Annotated in this window: 17 protein-coding genes; 5 read left to right on the top strand and 12 right to left on the bottom strand. The window is 37.7% G+C overall.

Annotated features, from left to right (window positions below; all coding sequences use genetic code 11):
• Window positions 1-333: 333 nt before the first annotated feature.
• The 8 genes from E4O04_RS07240 to E4O04_RS07205 form a co-directional block, all read right to left on the bottom strand.
• Window positions 334-2,217, bottom strand: a complete 1,884-nt coding sequence (locus E4O04_RS07240; RefSeq protein WP_253707091.1) for an alpha-amylase/4-alpha-glucanotransferase domain-containing protein — start codon at window positions 2,215-2,217, stop codon at window positions 334-336.
• Window positions 2,218-2,308: 91 nt separating this feature from the next.
• Window positions 2,309-2,848: a hypothetical protein gene (locus tag E4O04_RS07235; RefSeq protein ID WP_253707090.1), complete on the bottom strand. Its 540-nt coding sequence runs from the start codon at window positions 2,846-2,848 to the stop codon at window positions 2,309-2,311.
• A complete protein-coding gene (locus tag E4O04_RS07230) occupies window positions 2,845-3,438 on the bottom strand; it encodes a hypothetical protein (protein ID WP_253707089.1) in 594 nt (197 codons plus the stop codon). Before E4O04_RS07230 ends, E4O04_RS07235 begins: the two co-directional genes overlap by 4 nt.
• Window positions 3,439-3,924: a hypothetical protein gene (locus E4O04_RS07225; protein WP_253707088.1), complete on the bottom strand. Its 486-nt coding sequence runs from the start codon at window positions 3,922-3,924 to the stop codon at window positions 3,439-3,441.
• Window positions 3,917-4,951 carry an RnfABCDGE type electron transport complex subunit D gene (locus E4O04_RS07220; RefSeq protein ID WP_253707087.1) on the bottom strand — a complete coding sequence of 345 codons (1,035 nt, stop codon included), beginning with the start codon at window positions 4,949-4,951 and terminating at the stop codon, window positions 3,917-3,919. Before E4O04_RS07220 ends, E4O04_RS07225 begins: the two co-directional genes overlap by 8 nt.
• Window positions 4,948-6,234 carry an SLBB domain-containing protein gene (locus E4O04_RS07215; RefSeq protein WP_253688048.1) on the bottom strand — a complete coding sequence of 429 codons (1,287 nt, stop codon included), beginning with the start codon at window positions 6,232-6,234 and terminating at the stop codon, window positions 4,948-4,950. The genes E4O04_RS07220 and E4O04_RS07215 overlap by 4 nt, the downstream gene beginning before the upstream one ends.
• A complete protein-coding gene (locus tag E4O04_RS07210) occupies window positions 6,231-7,682 on the bottom strand; it encodes a hypothetical protein (RefSeq protein ID WP_253707085.1) in 1,452 nt (483 codons plus the stop codon). Before E4O04_RS07210 ends, E4O04_RS07215 begins: the two co-directional genes overlap by 4 nt.
• A gap of 5 nt (window positions 7,683-7,687) precedes the next feature.
• On the bottom strand, window positions 7,688-8,176 hold the full coding sequence (locus E4O04_RS07205) for a divergent PAP2 family protein (RefSeq protein WP_253688050.1): 489 nt from the start codon (window positions 8,174-8,176) through the stop codon (window positions 7,688-7,690).
• Between the two features lie 61 nt (window positions 8,177-8,237).
• Here E4O04_RS07205 and E4O04_RS07200 point away from each other — a divergent pair, with 61 nt between their 5' ends.
• A complete protein-coding gene (locus E4O04_RS07200) occupies window positions 8,238-9,182 on the top strand; it encodes an RluA family pseudouridine synthase (protein WP_253707083.1) in 945 nt (314 codons plus the stop codon).
• On the opposite strand, the gene E4O04_RS07195 is transcribed toward E4O04_RS07200, so the two are convergent.
• Window positions 9,171-11,006, bottom strand: coding sequence for a methyl-accepting chemotaxis protein (locus tag E4O04_RS07195; RefSeq protein ID WP_253688052.1), 1,836 nt, complete (start codon window positions 11,004-11,006; stop codon window positions 9,171-9,173). The genes E4O04_RS07200 and E4O04_RS07195 overlap by 12 nt on opposite strands.
• 175 nt (window positions 11,007-11,181) lie before the next feature.
• Between E4O04_RS07195 and E4O04_RS07190 the strand changes: the two genes are divergently transcribed.
• On the top strand, window positions 11,182-12,432 hold the full coding sequence (locus E4O04_RS07190) for a DUF4026 domain-containing protein (RefSeq protein ID WP_253688053.1): 1,251 nt from the start codon (window positions 11,182-11,184) through the stop codon (window positions 12,430-12,432).
• 81 nt (window positions 12,433-12,513) lie between these two features.
• On the opposite strand, the gene E4O04_RS07185 is transcribed toward E4O04_RS07190, so the two are convergent.
• Both E4O04_RS07185 and E4O04_RS07180 read right to left on the bottom strand, forming a co-directional pair.
• Window positions 12,514-14,904, bottom strand: coding sequence for a heavy metal translocating P-type ATPase (locus tag E4O04_RS07185; protein ID WP_253707082.1), 2,391 nt, complete (start codon window positions 14,902-14,904; stop codon window positions 12,514-12,516).
• Between the two features lie 2 nt (window positions 14,905-14,906).
• Window positions 14,907-15,260: an ArsR/SmtB family transcription factor gene (locus E4O04_RS07180; protein ID WP_253688055.1), complete on the bottom strand. Its 354-nt coding sequence runs from the start codon at window positions 15,258-15,260 to the stop codon at window positions 14,907-14,909.
• A gap of 144 nt (window positions 15,261-15,404) precedes the next feature.
• Between E4O04_RS07180 and E4O04_RS07175 the strand changes: the two genes are divergently transcribed.
• Genes E4O04_RS07175 through E4O04_RS07165 form a run of 3 tightly spaced genes read left to right on the top strand, consistent with a single transcriptional unit; the run spans window position 15,405 to window position 17,289 of the window.
• A complete protein-coding gene (locus E4O04_RS07175; RefSeq protein WP_253688056.1) occupies window positions 15,405-16,022 on the top strand; it encodes a V-type ATP synthase subunit E in 618 nt (205 codons plus the stop codon).
• A 3-nt stretch (window positions 16,023-16,025) separates the two neighbouring features.
• A complete protein-coding gene (locus tag E4O04_RS07170) occupies window positions 16,026-16,577 on the top strand; it encodes a hypothetical protein (RefSeq protein WP_253688057.1) in 552 nt (183 codons plus the stop codon).
• A 52-nt stretch (window positions 16,578-16,629) separates the two neighbouring features.
• A complete protein-coding gene (locus E4O04_RS07165; protein ID WP_253688058.1) occupies window positions 16,630-17,289 on the top strand; it encodes a YoaK family protein in 660 nt (219 codons plus the stop codon).
• A gap of 30 nt (window positions 17,290-17,319) precedes the next feature.
• On the opposite strand, the gene coaD is transcribed toward E4O04_RS07165, so the two are convergent.
• Window positions 17,320-17,802, bottom strand: coding sequence for a pantetheine-phosphate adenylyltransferase (coaD, locus tag E4O04_RS07160; protein ID WP_253688059.1), 483 nt, complete (start codon window positions 17,800-17,802; stop codon window positions 17,320-17,322).
• Between the last annotated feature and the right edge of the window lie 38 nt (window positions 17,803-17,840).

The following is a 17,840-nucleotide window of genomic DNA, read 5'->3' as shown; positions in this document are numbered from 1 at the left end:
TCAGACTTACAAAATGCGCAGTTTTTATCAAAAAAAACCATGCCGCAATGATGGACAAAAATTTAATGACGGCAATCATCCTTAAAAGTTGATGAAAATCCTTTTCTTGATGCAATAATAAAAAGAAAAACACGGCCGGTATACATAAGAGCACAAAACAAACCCAGTCAACAATACTCAAAGGCCAAGGCAATGTCTTTTCAATATAGGCAAATAAGAGAACCCTGACTATTTCAATTGCCAATGCTAATATGTAAAGTATATAAGGCAAAACGCGTCTCATACTTACAGTTTACGTAAGTAAAGCCTTGCGGTCAAGAGGGATAGAGGGCTTTATTTTTCTTTTCCCGATTTTTTTGCATCCACTTTAAAGAAAAGAAGCTTTTCCGTTTCAAATCCGGAATTTAAATCGACCTTCCAAAAAAACAGATTTCTTATTCCCATAATAGGATTTTTTGCCTCAGGAATTTTTTCGTATATGGGAAGAATAATACACTCTGCAGCCTCATTCGATTCTATTGTGAAGACTGTTTTTCCTTCAGGTTCGTTTATTTGAATCCAAGATACCTTTGAAAAGGTATTTTTTTCTTGAGAGGCCTCATATTTTTGATCATCTGCATAAACAGAAACATTCGGAAGTTTTTTTTCAACAGGGCTCACAGAGAGATCTATCTCCACCATAAAATAAGCCGAAAGATTAAAGGGGCTTTCATTTTTTAAAATATATTGAACTTGCACTCCCTGATCATTAAAGCTGTATTGTTTACGCAAGGATACTAACTGATTAAAGCTGCGGAAACTTCCTTCAGTTTTCATTAAAAGTTCAAATTTAACCCTGTCGAATTTCACATCCTGATAAAGATTTTCGCAAAAAACAGGCTTGGCAACGGCAGTCTTAAAATCACCCTTTTTAATTATCTCAAGCTCATCCGAAGATATAAGATGATCTACAAACAGGCCGGTCTCTTCGGAACAAATATCTGCATAATTTTTATAGGCGGAAAATACATCCATCTCAAAAATCTTCCCGCCCATGGCGTGAATATACATATTAAGATGCTCCCGCTGAGATATAAACTCTTTGACACCATCCAGATCAAAATCCAAACTGGTTAAAGAATCTGCAAAAACACCGGGAATTCGTGTCTGTTTTTCGGCTAAAAGCAAATTTCGGTAGCAGTACTGCCTTAAATCCCTATTATATTTTTTATGCTTACAATCCAAATTAAAAAGTATTCCGCTTTCAGCCTTCCACAAATCCAATGAGGAGTTGTTTTTACGGGCCTTATCGCCCCGGACCTGATTTACAAGACTATGCACATAGATCATCTTTGCGTACATGGCATAGACGTTGGGCTTATTTGCTAAAAGCTGCTTTACGGAAGTGTTTACAAGCTGATTTGAAAATATTGCATTTGAGGATATAAAACCTTTTTGATATATCCTTTTGTTTTTAAGTATTTGCCCGGTATGAGTGAGCGAGATAACGGAGTCGGGAGAAGAAACACGTTCAAAAAATTCCTCCATCCACGATTTTTTATCCTTTGATTTATCCAAAAATCTAACAGCCGTTTCCCTTGATAAGAATACTACAACGCTTGTCTCGGTAACCACACTTGCATAATTGCATAAAAAGTCATAAAAGGCAGCCGGCTGTAAATCGGTATTTTCAAATTCATAGGTAGAAGGAATACCGAATAATATTTTTCCGCCGTCTTCCATACAAACCGGAGCAAAGGCATTTAAACCGGCCTTAATAAAAAAACGGGAATCAAGCAGGCAATACTCCATTCCGCATTTTTGTAAATTGGAAAGAACATTGGGATTCCATGCAAAATAGGGCAGATACATGCCGCGGGGTCTTTTGTAAGAATGTTTGCGCAAAGTATCCGTCATGTACTCTATCTGACCTATGAGGTCCGATGAGGGAATCATCGAAATAAAGGGCTCATAAAAGGCATTTCCCAGCATTTCGACTTGTTTTCTATTGTGCATTTCGTAAATAACATCGAAAAAAGAGGGATTTTTACGCTGTATCCATTCCAAAAATCTGCCGCTAAAGACAAGGGTAAAGGGAATAGACGGAGAAGAATATAAGTTTGAAAAAAAATCTTTGTAGTCTTGAGTATAATCTTCTTTTGAAAACTCATCAATTACGTTATAGTCTGCATGAACGGCAAAACATATCTCCAACTTTTTTTTACTGTTCTTTTCCACAAAAACCCCTTTACACTTTTACAATGTTTCAATTATAAATTATAAGCAAAGCCTTGTCAATCCTGCATCGTTTTTCAAAAACTGCTCAAAATTAAAAAAAAGGCGATAGATCAGTAAGATAAAAGGCTGTCAACATTAGACCCATGCTTATCAAAAAAAGAGAAGCTTTTTTCCATTCGGTAAAAGTCTCATTATCCGCTGTTTTTTGCTTTATTGCATTTAGAACAAACAAAAATACAAAAAGACTAAAAAAGCCCGAAAAAATCAAGGCAAGACACTCTAGGTAAGTAGAGGCCTGATAAAGACAAAAAAATACCAGCCCCCAACTAAAAATCTTTTCTTCAGGTTTCAAACAGATAAACTTAGGCCATATAAGCTTAAAAATCAAATTCAAAGATTCTAAAAAACTTATAGCTAAAACGGGAAGCAAAAAGCCGACTCCCAGAGGGTTTAAAACATAGCGGCATAGCCCCCAAATCAGACTGACCGATATAAAAACTGCTATGACATTTTTAATAAAAAATGAGTATATTTTTTTTGGGCTTTCAAGATAAACATAGAGACATTCCAAGCCTATTCCATATACAAAAACAATTGAAGATACAAAGGTATAAAATATAATCAGACTCATTCTTCTTCTCCAATCTTAATAGTCGGCAATTCTTTTGTAACGGAAAAATAAATCCAGATTATCAAACCGAGGATGATAAAGGCTCCGGCAGCGGTTCCTAAAAAACGGAACAGAGGATGATTTGAAAAATAAGGCAAACGAAGCGATAAAAAGCCCGATGAAACAGGAAAAGAAATTGAGCCGAAAGCAAAAAATTCCCTTAAAGCGGATAAAATTAAAATCAAGACGGAATACCATATAGGTATATCCAATGATTCCGAGTCTTCATAATATTGTTTTAAACCCAAAAAGACAATGTACGAAAATGTCAGTATATAAGTGTATACTTGAAGGGGGCCGTGTATTATAGGTAATATGCCTTCCATCAAGGCATTTACCAAGGCAGTACCTGTAATCATAAATATACTTACAAACAGATAGTTAAAACGGTTAATATCCATCAGCTTTGCGGCGTAGTTTCCCAAAAGTCCCAAAAAGAATATAACCCACAATGAAACAGCTAAAACAATTCCGTAAGCAAAATTTGAGGCTGCAGGAATTATGGGACATAGGCCGAAAACAAAGACTATCAACTTTTTATTTGCAGCCATTTATTTTTCCTCCTTATTCTTTATCTCAAGCCGTTTAAAGGCAGATTCCAATTTTTGTTCGGAAACTTTTATATTCAGAGAAGTTATACCGTAATACATAGCCGGTTTATCGGCTATTCGGCCTCCTAAGCCGCAAAAAAAGCATTTTTCTGCAAAATACAAAAACATTCCTTGATAAATACCGTATTTACCGCTCATATTTACAAAGGCGGCATAGCCCTTTTTATCCTTCATTCTTACTTCAAAAACCGCATTACAAAAATTCATATTTAAAGAGGAGGGATTTAAGGCTTTTATAAATTCTACATCTTGATATTCCGAACAAAGCGGCGAATTTTTTAAGATATAGTCTGCATCTTGTAAATAAACATCGCTTTTAAGCCCTGAAATTATATAACCGCTTCCCCACAATATAAGTCCTGCAGCAATAAAAAAAGCAAAAAGGAGGAGGTATTTTTTTATCTGTTCAATATTGGAATTATTCATAAAGGCTCCTTTTTTTAGCCTGTATTTTTATCTCAAATTTTTCGATAAGAGGAGAAATAATATTGCCTAGAATTATGGCAAAGAAGATTCCTGCAGGCGATGCTCCATGGGCACATATAAAAAAGGCAAAAATGCCTGTAAAAAATCCGCTCATAGCCTTTCCGTATTTGGTTTTGGGAGAAGATGCGGGTTCCGTCATAACAAAAAATGCTGCAAATAAAACACCGCCAGTTAAAACGGCAGACAATATATCTCCGGTAAAATAAATATTTGAAACGGGCACCATACCGAAGATCCAAACTAAAAGAGCATAGGCTGCCAAAAAAAACGCCGGGAGAATATAATCTGCGGCCCTGATAGAAAACAATATTATCGACGACATCAGTGTAACTATATTGTAACGGAAAGCGGGTATTGATGATGTAGAATTTAAAAAGAGGCTTATATAGCCTTCAGGAAGGGTTACGCCTACCCCGTGTAATAAGAGGGAATTAAGAGCAGAGGTAACCGTAAAATCCGTTTTAAGTTTTATAAGGCCGTTTGCTTCCATCACTGCAAAAAAACTGCCTTTTTCACTTAAGAGTGAAAAGTCTGAGATCAGCGGAGGAAAGGCCTCCGGTCTGGAAATATATGCAGCGCATACCGCAAAGGCAACCGGATTTAACCAATTTCGCCCCGTTCCTCCAAACATGGTTTTTACAATAAAAACAGAAAAAGCACTTAAAATAAAAACAAAGATAAAGCCTATACCTGTAGGCATAAAAAAACCTATCAACAAGCCGGAAATTATCATATCGAGGGATAAGCTTAGTTTAGAGGAAGCTAAGTATCTAAGTAAATTTTCTACAAATAATACGCCCATAACGGCAGTGACAATATTTAAAAGAGCATAAAAGTCGGCAGTCAGAGCTAAAATTAAAATTTGGATACCTAAAAGAGATAAAACGGCAATATTAATTCTAAAAACCGGAAGACGCGTATACACAAAGGGAGCAGCCGTCAAAGACAGGTTAGAATAAGATTTCATAGAATACTTCCTTTTTTAATTTTTTTTGACATCTCTAAAATAATGGAGCAAAGGGGAATTCTTGAAGGACAGCAGGCGGAACAACAAGCACAGCCGCTGCAAATCTTTATTTGTTTTACAATATCCTCGTTTAAGTCCTCAGCTTCAATGGATTTGACTATTTTTTTAGGTTCCAAATAAAGAGGACAAGAACTAAAACATAAACCGCAATTTATACACTCTTCTATGGAGTGTTTTTTTATACTATCCTTCCCCGGTATATGAATCGATTTTAAGGTACTCGTTACGGGTATATCCAAAGTATCGGCAGATAAACCGCCGATAAGCCCGTTCAATATAATCTGTGCCGGCATGGTCTTAAAGCCTCCGCACTCTTCTATAAGATTCCCTATAGGCGTACCGATCTTAACCTTTAAGACCTTGGGCTCATTGATAGCCTTACCTGTTACAAGCACATAAACGGAGGTAATAGGATTGTTTGTTCTTACAACCTCATATGTATACATAGCTGTAGGAATGTCTATTAAAAAAGGATTTTCCTTATTTGCAAAATAATTATTTTGAACAAAGGGATAATCATTGGATGCATTTATAAATTTGACCTTACAAAAAGGCTCACAAGTTTCCGAAATTTTTTCCAACTTAAAAAGATCTTTTTTCATCAGCTTATGAATACAGGTTACCGAAGCTGCATTGAGAATCTTAGCCATTATACCCAGCCCCTCTGCAACCTCTTCAAAAAAACTATCAAACAGGATTGAGTCGATACCCGAAGATGGATCTTTATCGAAGAGGTTTATATAGATATCGGCATTTCCCTTTTTTAAAGCATTTCTTACCTGATAAATAAGGGGCAATGCCGAAAGATCGGCCGTATTTAAAATTCCCGAATAACCTATTGCCCTTATAATTTCAGAATGAGAAGAAGTTCTCCACGGATAATCGGCAGAGGGCCGGCCGAGAATATCAAAAGCCCCTTCAAGTTTTACGGCTGCAGCATGAATGAGCTTTCCGTCAGGAAGGGTGAAGTCAACAAAGTCATACAAGATTCCGGGAATAGAAGAGTATATGCCTACCGAAAAAGGTTCCTCGGTACGGGCGATAATTTGACCTTCTTTTACGGTCTCCCCCCTCATAACAAGGGTTTCCGGCGGCTTTTTAGAATCAAAGGCTATAGGTATAAAGGCCCTTTGAGGCAAAAAGGCATTTCCTTCAAACGAGGCAGGCAGCTTAGGGTATTCTAAAACTTCTTTACCCCGTTTAAATCTTAAAAATTCCGTCATTTTTCAAACACTCTCAATAATATAATCATTAACGGCATTATAGCCGAAACAAGGGCAACAAGCAACGCTGCACTATTATAACGGTTAAGCGGAAATTTCTTAGGCGCATAAGAAGCCGTGATAAACCTTCCCTGACTGTAAAGCAGATCTTCGATAGAAGGGCTGGTCCTAAATGAAATAACGCTCTTTATAAACTCATCGTCAAAATTGAATACAAGGCCGTCTTTTTCCGTTACTACTCCTTTTTCGTCTACAGAAAAATCGTTAAAACTAACCTTTTCCTGAGGAGAAAGGTCAAGGCGGGTAAAGGGGATAACCTTTGCATTCCATGTATCCGAAATAAGGTTTCCAAGGTCAGGAAGCTCGTCTCCTGTCCTTATCCTTTTTAATTCATCAAAGGCCTCTTTTGAAAAGCCAGAAAATCCAACCGAAGTTTCAGGCATGGGGAGATATAGGGTATTTTGATATGCCTTTATGGTTTTATTAAAACTGAAATATAAAAACAAGGCCGAAAAGACAATAAAAAAAAGGGCACAAGAAGAAACGATATATAAATGCCTTGTATTCCAAAATTTTGCAACCGATTTGGGATTCATTACATAGGCTCTTATTGTCTTATGAATTTTTTGTGTATCTATTTTCTCTTCAATAAAAAAGCTTAATCTTTCTATGATGTATGTAAAAGAGGCTGAAATCGATATTGCAAAAATAAAAAGAACAAGCGAAATATTACTGTTGAATTTTGCGATTATCAAGGCAACAAAGGGGAAAAAGACCAAGAGAGGATTCTTTTTGACTCTGGATAAAAGCTGCTCCCTTGTAAATTTTAACGAGGCGCCTATAGCTTCCATCCAAAATGCAAGGGTATACATGATTAGAATGGCAGAAGAAAGAGCTAAAATCCCCCGCTGAAAGGCCGCATAAAGGACAAAGGGAAAGGCTGCGGAAAAATAATTTTTTTTGCGGCTTGTATAAAAAAAAGATACTGCAAAAAATATTAAAGCAATACAAAACTGAAACATTGAAAAAGGAGAATCGTTTTCTATAAAAAAATATGCCGTATTGTGCTTTAAAAACCTAAAAAAGTCCTTAGTTATGTGCTTATCGGATGGAATATACATATACCTGATATTTTCCTGATCATTTATAAACCATTGGGTATAACGTTCCTTATCGGTAAACGGGTATCCGGTATAACCTTGTTCCTCCAAATCGGAAAAACGGTTTTCTATTGTTTGAGAAGAAATTATCCCTGTAATACCGTTTTCTTCGGCTGCCTGCAAAATAGCAGGCTCATTTACCTCCATAGGTAAAAAAAGGATACGGTAATCCTTCCACAACGTAGACCTTGAGCTCATCGGAACAAAGATTAACAAGAAAAAAGAGAAAATCAATAAAAAACCTGCAATAATATCAAGGCCGAAGATGTATTTTTTAGGCTGATCCATGACTCTTATCCAAAATAAGCAAATAATATTGATGTGATTATACCAAGAATAATGCCGGCAACTGCTTCAACGGGCTTGTGGCCTTGGATTTCTCTTACGGCCCTAAAGTGATACCCCTCATTGTTTTCGGCAAATTTTGAACCTAGATCGTTTAAGGCCTTAGCCTGCAAACCGCTGGATCTTCTTACGCCCACGGCATCCCGTATAACTATAATTGCCATGAACAAAGCAAAAATAAACAGATCCGAGTCAAATCCCTGCCTTATACCTATGCTTACCGTTAAAGACGCTACAAGAGCGGAATGGCTTGAAGGCATGCCTCCAGTACGCCAAAGCACCAGTTCTACAAAATCAATAGGGGTTTTTATTGAGGCATTGAATAATGCAAAAATAGTCTTTATAACCTGACTCATCATCCAGCTTGTTATAGCCGACAAAAAAATCGGATTAGAAAAAAAGAGGCTCCATTGCGTTTTATACATCGTTTCCAACATATCTTTAATTCTCTACAAAATAGCTCTTTTGTCAAGTCTGTAAATGGTATATAATATAGAAATGAGCAAAGAAAATAAGATTTTTTATATAGGTGAAGACGATTCAGGCCGGAGATTGGACCGCGTAATACGGAAATTTTTAGGAAAGATGCCTCTCTCTGGTGTATATTCGGCAATGCGCAGAGGAAAGATAAGAGTCAACGGTAAAAAAGAAAACGGAGCCTACTTAACTCAAAAAGGCGATGAAATAACTATGGATTTAAGCCTATTTGATCTAACGGACAACCCTGCCATGGCTGAAATAAATTCTTCAACTTTATGTAAAAATAAATCCCTAAAAGGGACTGAAAAACCGGATGTCCTATTAAAAACCGATGACCTGCTCTTTATAAACAAAAGAAGAGGAGAGCTTGTACATGGGGAAAAAAGTCTTTGTGAGACCGTTATAAAATACTTTCCGCCTAAAGAAAAAAGTCTTTCCTTTAAAATAGGGGCACTGCATAGACTGGATAAGGATACAAGCGGAATCCTAACCTTTTCGCAAAGCCTGAGAGGAGCCCAAGCCTTTTCAAAGGCCCTGCAAGAAGGGAAGATAGGTAAATTCTACATAGGAATAACCGAGGGAAAACCGGCCTTAAACGAATTTAAAAGCAGAATCGACGGAAAAGAATGTCTTTGCCTCATAAAAATCCTTGATTTTTCAAAAGAAGAAAATTTAAGCCTTGTCCTCTTTAATCTTATAACCGGAAGGAAGCACCAAATAAGAATACAATGTTCCCAATTCGGCACTCCTCTTTTAAACGATAAAAAATACGGCTCAAAACAAAAAAAAATAGTGCTGCAAGATTTGTCGAAAAATACATACTTTTTACATGCTTATAAATTGAGTTTTAAAGAACAATTTTTGGATGACTTACCGAAAGAGATCACCGCCCCACTTCCCGAAAATTTTAAGAGGGCGGTTCAAATTTTATTTAAGGCAGATTTGACAAACTTAAAAACTTAACTTAGACAGGTACTTCATAACCTTGGCGACGGCCTCCTTGTTTTTTCCGCTTATTTCGCTTACCTGAGTTATAATTTCATTTATTTGTCCGGTATCGCTTCCTATACCGCTCATTCCTTGGTCTATCATTTGAGAAATTTCTACCAGCTTTGCAATTTCTTTGCTGACCTCGGTATTCCCTTTCAGTATCTCTAAGGAGCCGTTTTTTACGTCATAAGTTATATCGCTTATCTCTTTTACGGCATCCAAGACTTGGCTGCTTCCCGAACTTTGCTCTGTCATAGCATGCATTATAGAGCTGCTTCCGTCATTTACCGTCGAAAGTATTTTCATTATTTCGGCAAATTGAATCTCAGTAGTCTCGGCGGCTGAGTTAAGCTCTTCAATCTTGGCTTTGAGATTATTTAATACGGTTGTAATCGTTTTACCCTGCACACTGGACTCTTCAGCCAGCTTTCTGATTTCATCGGCAACTACGGCAAAACCCTTTCCGGACTCTCCCGCATGAGCCGCCTCAATAGCCGCATTCATTGCGAGAAGGTTTGTTTGACTTGCGATATGCTGAATAACATTGGAAGCCTCCAAAAGGCCTTCGGAATCATCGGTAATATTTTTTGCTATCGTGTGTGCTGTCGAAACGGCTTGATTTCCGGATTCGGCAGAAGCGTTTAATTTTTCGATGGAGTCGACATTCTCTTTTACGGTTCTTGTTACGGACTGAATATTGGAAACCATTTCTTCTATTGTTGCAACAGATTCAGTAACGGCTGCAGATTGGCTTTCGATATTTTTTCCTAATTTTTCTATACCTGAGGCCATTTGTTTTAAGGTTCCCTGCATCTTTACAACACCTGAAGATTGATCTTGGATATGATGTCTGGCAGAAGAAATATTATCGGTTATCTTTCTGACAGCCTCAGAGGTTTTATCCATGTTTTCAGAAAGAAACTCGGCCGTGTCCCCTGAAAGGCCTACGCTTTCATTAAGATCCCTTATAAAAGTTTTGTTAAAACTCAAAAGCTTACCGATATCTACCAGTAAAAGAGCTATCTCATCCCTGTTCCAGCTTGCAACAGGGTCCCTCTTATAATTTCCGTCAGCCAAATCCTTTACTATTCTTTGAATCAAAAAAATTCGAACTTCAATAGATTTTACTATTATTCCCAAACTTAGCACCGATAAAACCAAACTGTAAATAAACAGGGGTAAAACGGAACTTATAAGTCTTTCATAAATATTTTGATTTTCATAACGGACAATGGGAGCAAGTACAAGGAGGATGACCGCGATAATACAGGTTATACTTGCAATAGTAATTTTTTTTATCATCGAAAACGATAAGAATTCTTCTTCAACGGGAATAAAGGAAACCCATCTTTCAAAAGCTCTAATGGTACTTGATGAAAATATAGTACCCAGCAAGAATATATTCCCTATGGTACTAAAAAGAGAGGACAAAAACAAACCGGTTTCGCCAATAATTCCAACCTCCAAAGAGATAAGCGGCACGGAAGCGGTAAACAGCAAGGGGATAACTAATAAAAAGGTTTCATACCTTAATATATTTTTTTTTGCTTTTTCGGGATTTTCTTCCCAATTTATAATCGCAGGAAAAAACAGTTTTTGTTTTATGATAGGACTTAAAACGGCAATCAGCATACCGATTATAAAGGCCTTTGAGCTTACAACAGCCCTCAAATTAGTAGAACTTCCTACAAAAATAGAAGTAAAAAAATTACCGGCAATCCACCCGAGGTTGGTAAATAGATCAAACACTAAAATCTTTTTTGGCGGAGGGGGAATAATTGCATTAACTTTTTCCATAAATAATCTCCTTATTAGGTATATCGTAATTTTAAACCTTTTCTTTATATTCTGCAAGGATAAAAATTTGATTTATCATAACTACAATTAAAATAATTTAAAATTTTATCTTGCAGTATAAAAATTTTTATTGTATAATTTATCTGCGGTGGGGTGATCTTTTAGGAGGAAAAAGATGGAAAATAGAAAAGTATCGTGTATGTATGCCATCCCCTGTACCCCTTTTCAAACCGAACAAGGACCGGAGGAAATCGATTTAATTAAAAATAAGCTGCAGCATAATAATAGTTTTAAAATTTTAGATTTTGAAAAAACAAAAAACAAACTGCATATTAAAATTTTTTATAAAGAAAATGAATATAGTCTTTCAATAAGCATTACCGAGTTTTCATCGGAAAATTTAAAAGATTTTATGTACAGTCATATTTTTACGGAAAAAGAAAAAGAACATATAAGGGACACAAAGACTGCTGTTTTGACTGAACTGCTCTGCAATGGTACACCTCTTAATTCTTATCACCTTCAAATAAAAATTATAGCGGAAATTTTAAATAAAAACCTTCTTGCAGTTTATGATTCCGATTCTATAAATGTTCTTTCAGGAAAATGGGTTGAACAAGCAGCAAAATCTTCCGTCACACCTTGTCCCCTATACATTTTTTCTATCCATGCCGTACCCGATAAAAAGGGAGATTTTATTTGGCTTCATACTCACGGATTATCCAGATATGGTTTAAATGAACTTGATATTTTAGATTCCAAGCCAGATTTTTGTATAGAGCACTCCCTCTTACTTCAAAATTTAGCCTTAAACTTACTAGGAGGAGCCGATAAAAATTGTGCATACATAGGTATATTGGAAGATCACACGCCCATTATCTGTTCTATTATTACTTATAATGACGCATTAAATTACTATCAAAAAAACAATATCGGAATTCCGGAGGCTCTTTCTCCCGATAATAAACATACGGATGACAGTCATCTTGCCGTCTTTGTATTTACTTCAATAGCCGAATACAAGGAAAAAAATTACCGTCATATAAGCGTTTTTGAAAAGAAAAAACTTGAAAATCCCATTTATTTTATTTCGGATATAGAAATGCAAAGGAAAAAGATTTTAGCTGAAGAGCGTTTCGCATTTGTAAAATCACATTTTAAAAACAAAGCATCATCCGTTCTTGTAAAAATATCCATTCCTGTGGATAAGGAATTTTACTCTGCGGAAAATGAAATAGAATATATTTGGTTTGAACTTCAAAAAATTTCCGATACAGAGCTTACCGTAAAATCTATTCAAGATGCCTATTATGTAAAAGGGATAAAGAAAGATACTATAACAAAATACAATATAGAATATATGAGCGATTGGATTATTTATACAGGAACAGAAATGATAACCCCTGATGATGTATACCGTTTATGATAATCTTTTATAAAAATAAACCGGCTCGGAAATTTAAATATAAAACCGAGCCGGAATCTTTTTACACTTTTTTAAATAAACTTATCTTTTTGCTCTTAGAGAATTAAATACAGCCAAAAGAGCAACTCCGACATCTGCAAAGACAGCGGCCCAAAGATTAGTAAGACCTAAGGCACCCAAGGTTAAGAAACCTATTTTTATACCGAAGGCTAAGGCTATGTTTTGCCAAACGATTTTTCGGGTAAACCTCGCCTGTTTTACGGCAGCTGCAACAAGACGGGGATTATCATTCATAAGAACAACATCAGCCGCCTCAATAGCGGCATCGCTGCCTATGCCGCCCATAGCTATACCGACATCGGCACGGGCCAGAACCGGAGCATCGTTTATACCGTCCCCGACAAAGACGACAGAGGCTTTTTTATTCTTAGCCTTAACCTCATCCGAAATTTCCTCAAACCGTGAGACCTTTTCATGGGGTAAAAGCATTGAGGTGTAGTTTTTTATACCTAAATCTTCTGCAATTTTTTTAGCCGCCTTTTCGTTATCACCTGTGAGTATTTCTATTCTTGAAAGTCCCAGCTTGTTTAAGTCTGAGACGGCTTCTTTTGATTCGTTTTTAAGAGTATCGGTTAGGATGAGGCAGCCCATGTATCGGCCGTCATAGGCAACATAGACTTGGGTTCCTCCTATTTCGTCTCCGTATAAAGAAATGTCGCTTCCTATAGATTCGCTTATAAAAGAGTTTTTGCCGGCTAAAAGATTCTTGCCCCTGTAATTTACCGAAATACCCTTTCCGGCTTTTTCGTAATAATCAATAAGTTCTGCATTCGCAAAAGTCTTTGTTTCTTCTTCAGGCAAATTAACAAGAGCACAATCCTGCACAGCCTTAGCTATCGGGTGATGAGAATTAAATTCCGCAAGGGCGGCTAATTTTAAAAGCTCATCCTTTTCTACTTTATCTGCAGGCATTAGAGCTAAGACCTTTAAAACACCCTTAGTGAGGGTTCCCGTTTTATCGAAGACTACACTATCAGCCTTTGAAAGAGCATCAATATAGTCCGCCCCCTTAATCAAAACACCTTTCTTTGCAGCTCCTCCTATTCCGCCGAAATAGCCTAGAGGAACGGAAATTACAAAGGCACAGGGACAAGAAATAACCAAAAATACAAGACCGCGCGAAACCCAAGGCGCAAAGCTTTCCCAACCTGCTAAAGGAATAGAAAAAATAAGAGCATTTACTATGGGCGGTAAAACAGAAAGGAGAACAGCTCCTATTGTAACTATCGGAGTGTAAACCTTTGCAAAGGAGGTAATAAAGCGCTCTACCCTAGCCTTTCTGTTTTGTGCAGACTCAATGAGTTCAAGCATCTTTGAGGCGGCTGTATTTTCTAAAGAAGCGGTTGTCTTTACCGTTATAACTCCTGTTAAGTTTACAAAGCCTGCAAGGACCCGGCTGCCTTTTTCTGCAGTACGCGGAAGACTTTCACCGGTCATAGAAGAAGTATCAAGCTCGGCGCTTCCTTCATAGATGATTCCGTCCAAGGGAATTTTTTCTCCGGCTTTTACAAGCACAAGGGAACCAACCTCTACTTTTGAAGGATCTACAAGTTTTTCTTCTTCACCCGGTTTATAAATACGGGCAAAGTCGGGGCGGAGATCCATGAGGTCGACAATTGACCGCCTCGATTTTTCGACAGCAGAGTGCTGTACCACCTCACCCAAATTGTAAAAGAGCATAACGGCGGCACCCTCGGTCCAATCGCCTAAAATAAAGGCGCCTATGGTGGCAACCGTCATTAAAAAGTTTTCGTCAAAAACCTGCCCCTTTAAAATATTTTTTACCGAGGTCAGTAATACCTTGTAACCTGCAGTAAGCCAAGCCGCTGCAAATAAAAGAATCGAAAAGGCAAGATAGAAATTTTGAATTTTTATTCCGGCTTCCGGAAAAAGAACACGGGTAAAAATACCTGATGCAAACAAAAGGGCTGAAATACCGAATTGAACTATCATCTCTTTTGAAGAGCCGTGATGATGCTCACACCCACAGCCTGAATGATCGTGATGGTCGTGTCCGTGATGGTCATGCCCGCGCATACCGTAATCTTTTGCATTGTGCTCATGCCCGCAACCACAGTGCTCATTGTGACTGTGGTGTTCATTCTCGTGATGGTCATGTTGACAGGCACAATGCTCATCGTGACTATGTCCGTGTTCATTGTGATTGTGTTCGTGATGATCATGTGAGTGATGATCGTGAGAACAACCGCAGTTATTATGATGCTCATCGTGGCTGTGGTGTTCATTCTCGTGATGGTCATCATTGCAGTACCCATGACGGCCGTGCTCGTGGTGCTCATGCCCACGCATACTGTAATCTTTTGCATTGTGCTCATGTCTATAAGAACAATGTTCATCATGTTCATGTCTGTGTTCATCATGATTGTGTTCGTTTTCTTTTTTATAATCCATAATTATCTACCCTCCCTTATATGTTCCAAGCCGACGGAATAGAGGATTCCGACGTGGTTATCGTCTATTGTGTAATAAACCTGTTTTCCGTTACGGCGGCTTTTTACTATTTTAGCCTGCCTTAAAATTCTAAGCTGATGAGAAACAGCCGAAGCGGACATTTCCAAAACCTCTGCAAGGTCTGCCACACAAAGTTCCCCCGAAATAAGAGCGGAAACTATCTTAATCCTTGTGGAATCGCCGAAGTTTTTAAAAAAATCGCTTAAATCGCTCATAGTTTGCTCATCAGGCATCTTAGCCCTCGCATGAGATACCGTTTCTTCATCAGAAACACCTATTTCATCATCTTCTATCATATTACCTCATCTATTCATATGAACAAATGTTCATTTGTTCATCTATCATTATAATAAATTTAAAAAAATTGTCAAGTCCTATCTTGCTAAGAATTACTTTTTCTGTTACAATGTTGAAAGCATAACTTTGTTAAGGAGAAATATATGGAAGTTCAATTGCAAGAGCTTGTTGATAAGATAAAAAAAGACGGAGTTGCTGCTGCAGATGAAAAAGCAGCTGAAATTATCAGAGCAGCAGAGGAAAAAGCAAAAAGTATTATCGAAAAAGCAGAGGCAGAAGCACAAGAAAGCGTAAAAAAGGCAGAAGCTGAAGCTCTCAGATTCCAAAAAGCTGCAGAATCTTCAATAGATCAAGCCAGCCGAAATACTCTTATTTCGTTTCGACAGGGTCTTTTAAATGAACTTAATGCCATTATCAAGGCTGAAACATCCAAAAATTATGACTCATCTGTTCTTAAAAACTTAATTCCCGAAGCAGTCAAGGGCTGGGTAAAGGCTGACAATACGGAAGACTTATCCGTAATTCTTTCAGACAAGGATCTTAAAGAACTTGAATCCTCTTTAGGTGCAGCCTTAAAAGAGCACATTGCTAAGGGTCTTGAACTTAAAGCCGACAGCAAGACCGCAGGCGGATTTAAAATAGGTACTAAGGATGGAGCCGCTTATTATGACTTTTCGGCAGAAGCTGTTGCAGATTTGTTCTCGTCATACCTAAGCCCAAAAACAGCTGAAATTTTAAAGAATGCGGCAAAGGAGCTTTAAAAGGTGGCAACTTATTATTATTTGACGGCCCAACTGCCTTCAATATTTCCTAATCTCCAGCCTCCTATGAGCTTTAAGGCTTTTAAAGAACTTGCCTTGCACTCTCTTTCAAAAAAGGATGCTCAAATTTTGGAAAATTTGTCCCTTGAACCGCCTAGGGAAGACACCTGTACAGGCTCAGCCTATTTGGATAAGTGGTATGAGTTTGAACGCTCCCTTAGAATAGCCCTTGAGCAGGTACGCTCGGCAAAACTAAAATGGGAAGTTCCTATTTCCTATGATGAGAGGATCTTGCTTTCTTCAGCTTTTACACCGGTACAAATTGCAAGAACGGCAGCGGCAATACAAAACCCTCTTGAAGCCGAAACCTTTTTGGATAATGCAAGGTTTCAGGCAGCCGATACGGTAAGAGGTGCAGACAACTTCTCATCTGACGGCGTGTTTTCCTATGCCATTAAACTCCTTTTGAGGGAAAGAGCTTCCAAATTCGAGGCAGTAAAGGGTAAGGAAGAGTATTCTTCAATATACAATACCATTCTTGATGAAGAAAAATAAGCGTATATCCGGGCCTAAAAAATAGACCGGATTATACGCCGATAGGTTGATTATGCCCGGCCGCTTAAAAGACTTGAGATTTAAAATATGGATAGCCTTTTTAACCCTCTTATCGGGTTTTATAAATGTGGGGGCTCTTCTAAGCTTTTCTTTGCCTGTAAGCCATCATACGGGAAACGTGAGTCATCTCGCCCTTTCAATCGGAAATAAAAACATTGAAGAAGCTTTAGCCCTTATTTTCATTATTCTTGCCTTTTTTGCAGGAGCTTTTTTGTCGGGCCTCTTGTTCCACGAAAGAAAATTTGCATTAAAAAAAAGATACGGCATCTTATTGATGAGTCTTGCCTTAATTTTTTTAAGCTTGGCCTTGTTCAAAACCCAAGTGCCCAAAAACCTTAAAACATCAGCCCTAAGCTTTGCTGCCGGAGTTCAAAATGCCATGTTTATCTTTTATGGAGACATCCTTGTAAGAACCACCCACATAACGGGCTACCTCACAGATGCAGCCTTTGCATTGGCTATGTGCCTCCGAGGCAAAAAAGACAAATTCCGGTTTTTTTTATTTTACAGCCTTAACATTCTTTTTTTCTTAAGCGGAGGAATTATAGCAAGCCTTATCAAAACCGACTCGTTTTTTCTAATCGCAGCCGGGCTTTATTTTATTGCAGGCCTTTACTATTTTGTGATGAGGAAAAAAGGGAAAGCATCTTAAACCATTTTAATCCCATTGGCTCTTACGGTATTATATTCTATCTATTTTTTCCTTTAAGGCCTTTTCGACTATGGGAGGAACCATCCCGGAAAGATTTCCCTTGAAAGCTGCCAATTCCTTTATGGAGCTTGAACGCAGTACAAAGTACTTTGTATCGGGAACCATAAAAACGGTTTCTATCTTTTGATTTAAACCCTTATTCATCACGGCAAGATCGAATTCGTAGGAAAAATCGGAAACATTCCGCACTCCGCGGATTAAAACATTTGCCCCAATTTTTTCGGCATAGTTTACTATCAGCGAATTCCAAGTATTTACAAAAACATTATCCCATTTTTGGGTAAGTTCTTCCATCATATTTTTACGCTCTTCGCCCGAAAACAAATAGTTTTTGTTGTTATTTACGGCGATTACTACATGCACCTCGGTGAATATCTTTTGAGCTCTTTCAATTACATTTAAATGCCCGAAGGTGGGCGGATCAAAGGACCCTGCAAAAACAGCTTTTACCATTAGTCTACTCTAACATATTATGGGGGCTTTAATCAACA

Origin of the sequence: Treponema sp. OMZ 799, from assembly GCF_024181365.1 — a bacterium.
Classification (GTDB): Bacteria; Spirochaetota; Spirochaetia; order Treponematales; family Treponemataceae; genus Treponema_B.
Note: the sequence above shows the minus strand (reverse complement) of the source record. Positions and strands in the feature narration are given on the sequence as shown.

Bases quoted from the DNA above. Each gene is read 5' to 3' on its own strand.
- E4O04_RS07235 (WP_253707090.1), bottom strand. From the start codon at position 2,848: ATGAGTCTGATTATATTTTATACCTTTGTATCTTCAATTGTTTTTGTA.
- E4O04_RS07230 (WP_253707089.1), bottom strand. From the start codon at position 3,438: ATGGCTGCAAATAAAAAGTTGATAGTCTTTGTTTTCGGCCTATGTCCC.
- E4O04_RS07225 (WP_253707088.1), bottom strand. From the start codon at position 3,924: ATGAATAATTCCAATATTGAACAGATAAAAAAATACCTCCTCCTTTTT.
- E4O04_RS07220 (WP_253707087.1), bottom strand. From the start codon at position 4,951: ATGAAATCTTATTCTAACCTGTCTTTGACGGCTGCTCCCTTTGTGTAT.
- E4O04_RS07215 (WP_253688048.1), bottom strand. From the start codon at position 6,234: ATGACGGAATTTTTAAGATTTAAACGGGGTAAAGAAGTTTTAGAATAC.
- E4O04_RS07210 (WP_253707085.1), bottom strand. From the start codon at position 7,682: ATGGATCAGCCTAAAAAATACATCTTCGGCCTTGATATTATTGCAGGT.
- E4O04_RS07205 (WP_253688050.1), bottom strand. From the start codon at position 8,176: ATGTTGGAAACGATGTATAAAACGCAATGGAGCCTCTTTTTTTCTAAT.
- E4O04_RS07200 (WP_253707083.1), top strand. From the start codon at position 8,238: ATGAGCAAAGAAAATAAGATTTTTTATATAGGTGAAGACGATTCAGGC.
- E4O04_RS07195 (WP_253688052.1), bottom strand. From the start codon at position 11,006: ATGGAAAAAGTTAATGCAATTATTCCCCCTCCGCCAAAAAAGATTTTA.
- E4O04_RS07190 (WP_253688053.1), top strand. From the start codon at position 11,182: ATGGAAAATAGAAAAGTATCGTGTATGTATGCCATCCCCTGTACCCCT.
- E4O04_RS07185 (WP_253707082.1), bottom strand. From the start codon at position 14,904: ATGGATTATAAAAAAGAAAACGAACACAATCATGATGAACACAGACAT.
- E4O04_RS07180 (WP_253688055.1), bottom strand. From the start codon at position 15,260: ATGATAGAAGATGATGAAATAGGTGTTTCTGATGAAGAAACGGTATCT.
- E4O04_RS07175 (WP_253688056.1), top strand. From the start codon at position 15,405: ATGGAAGTTCAATTGCAAGAGCTTGTTGATAAGATAAAAAAAGACGGA.
- E4O04_RS07165 (WP_253688058.1), top strand. From the start codon at position 16,630: ATGCCCGGCCGCTTAAAAGACTTGAGATTTAAAATATGGATAGCCTTT.
- coaD (WP_253688059.1), bottom strand. From the start codon at position 17,802: ATGGTAAAAGCTGTTTTTGCAGGGTCCTTTGATCCGCCCACCTTCGGG.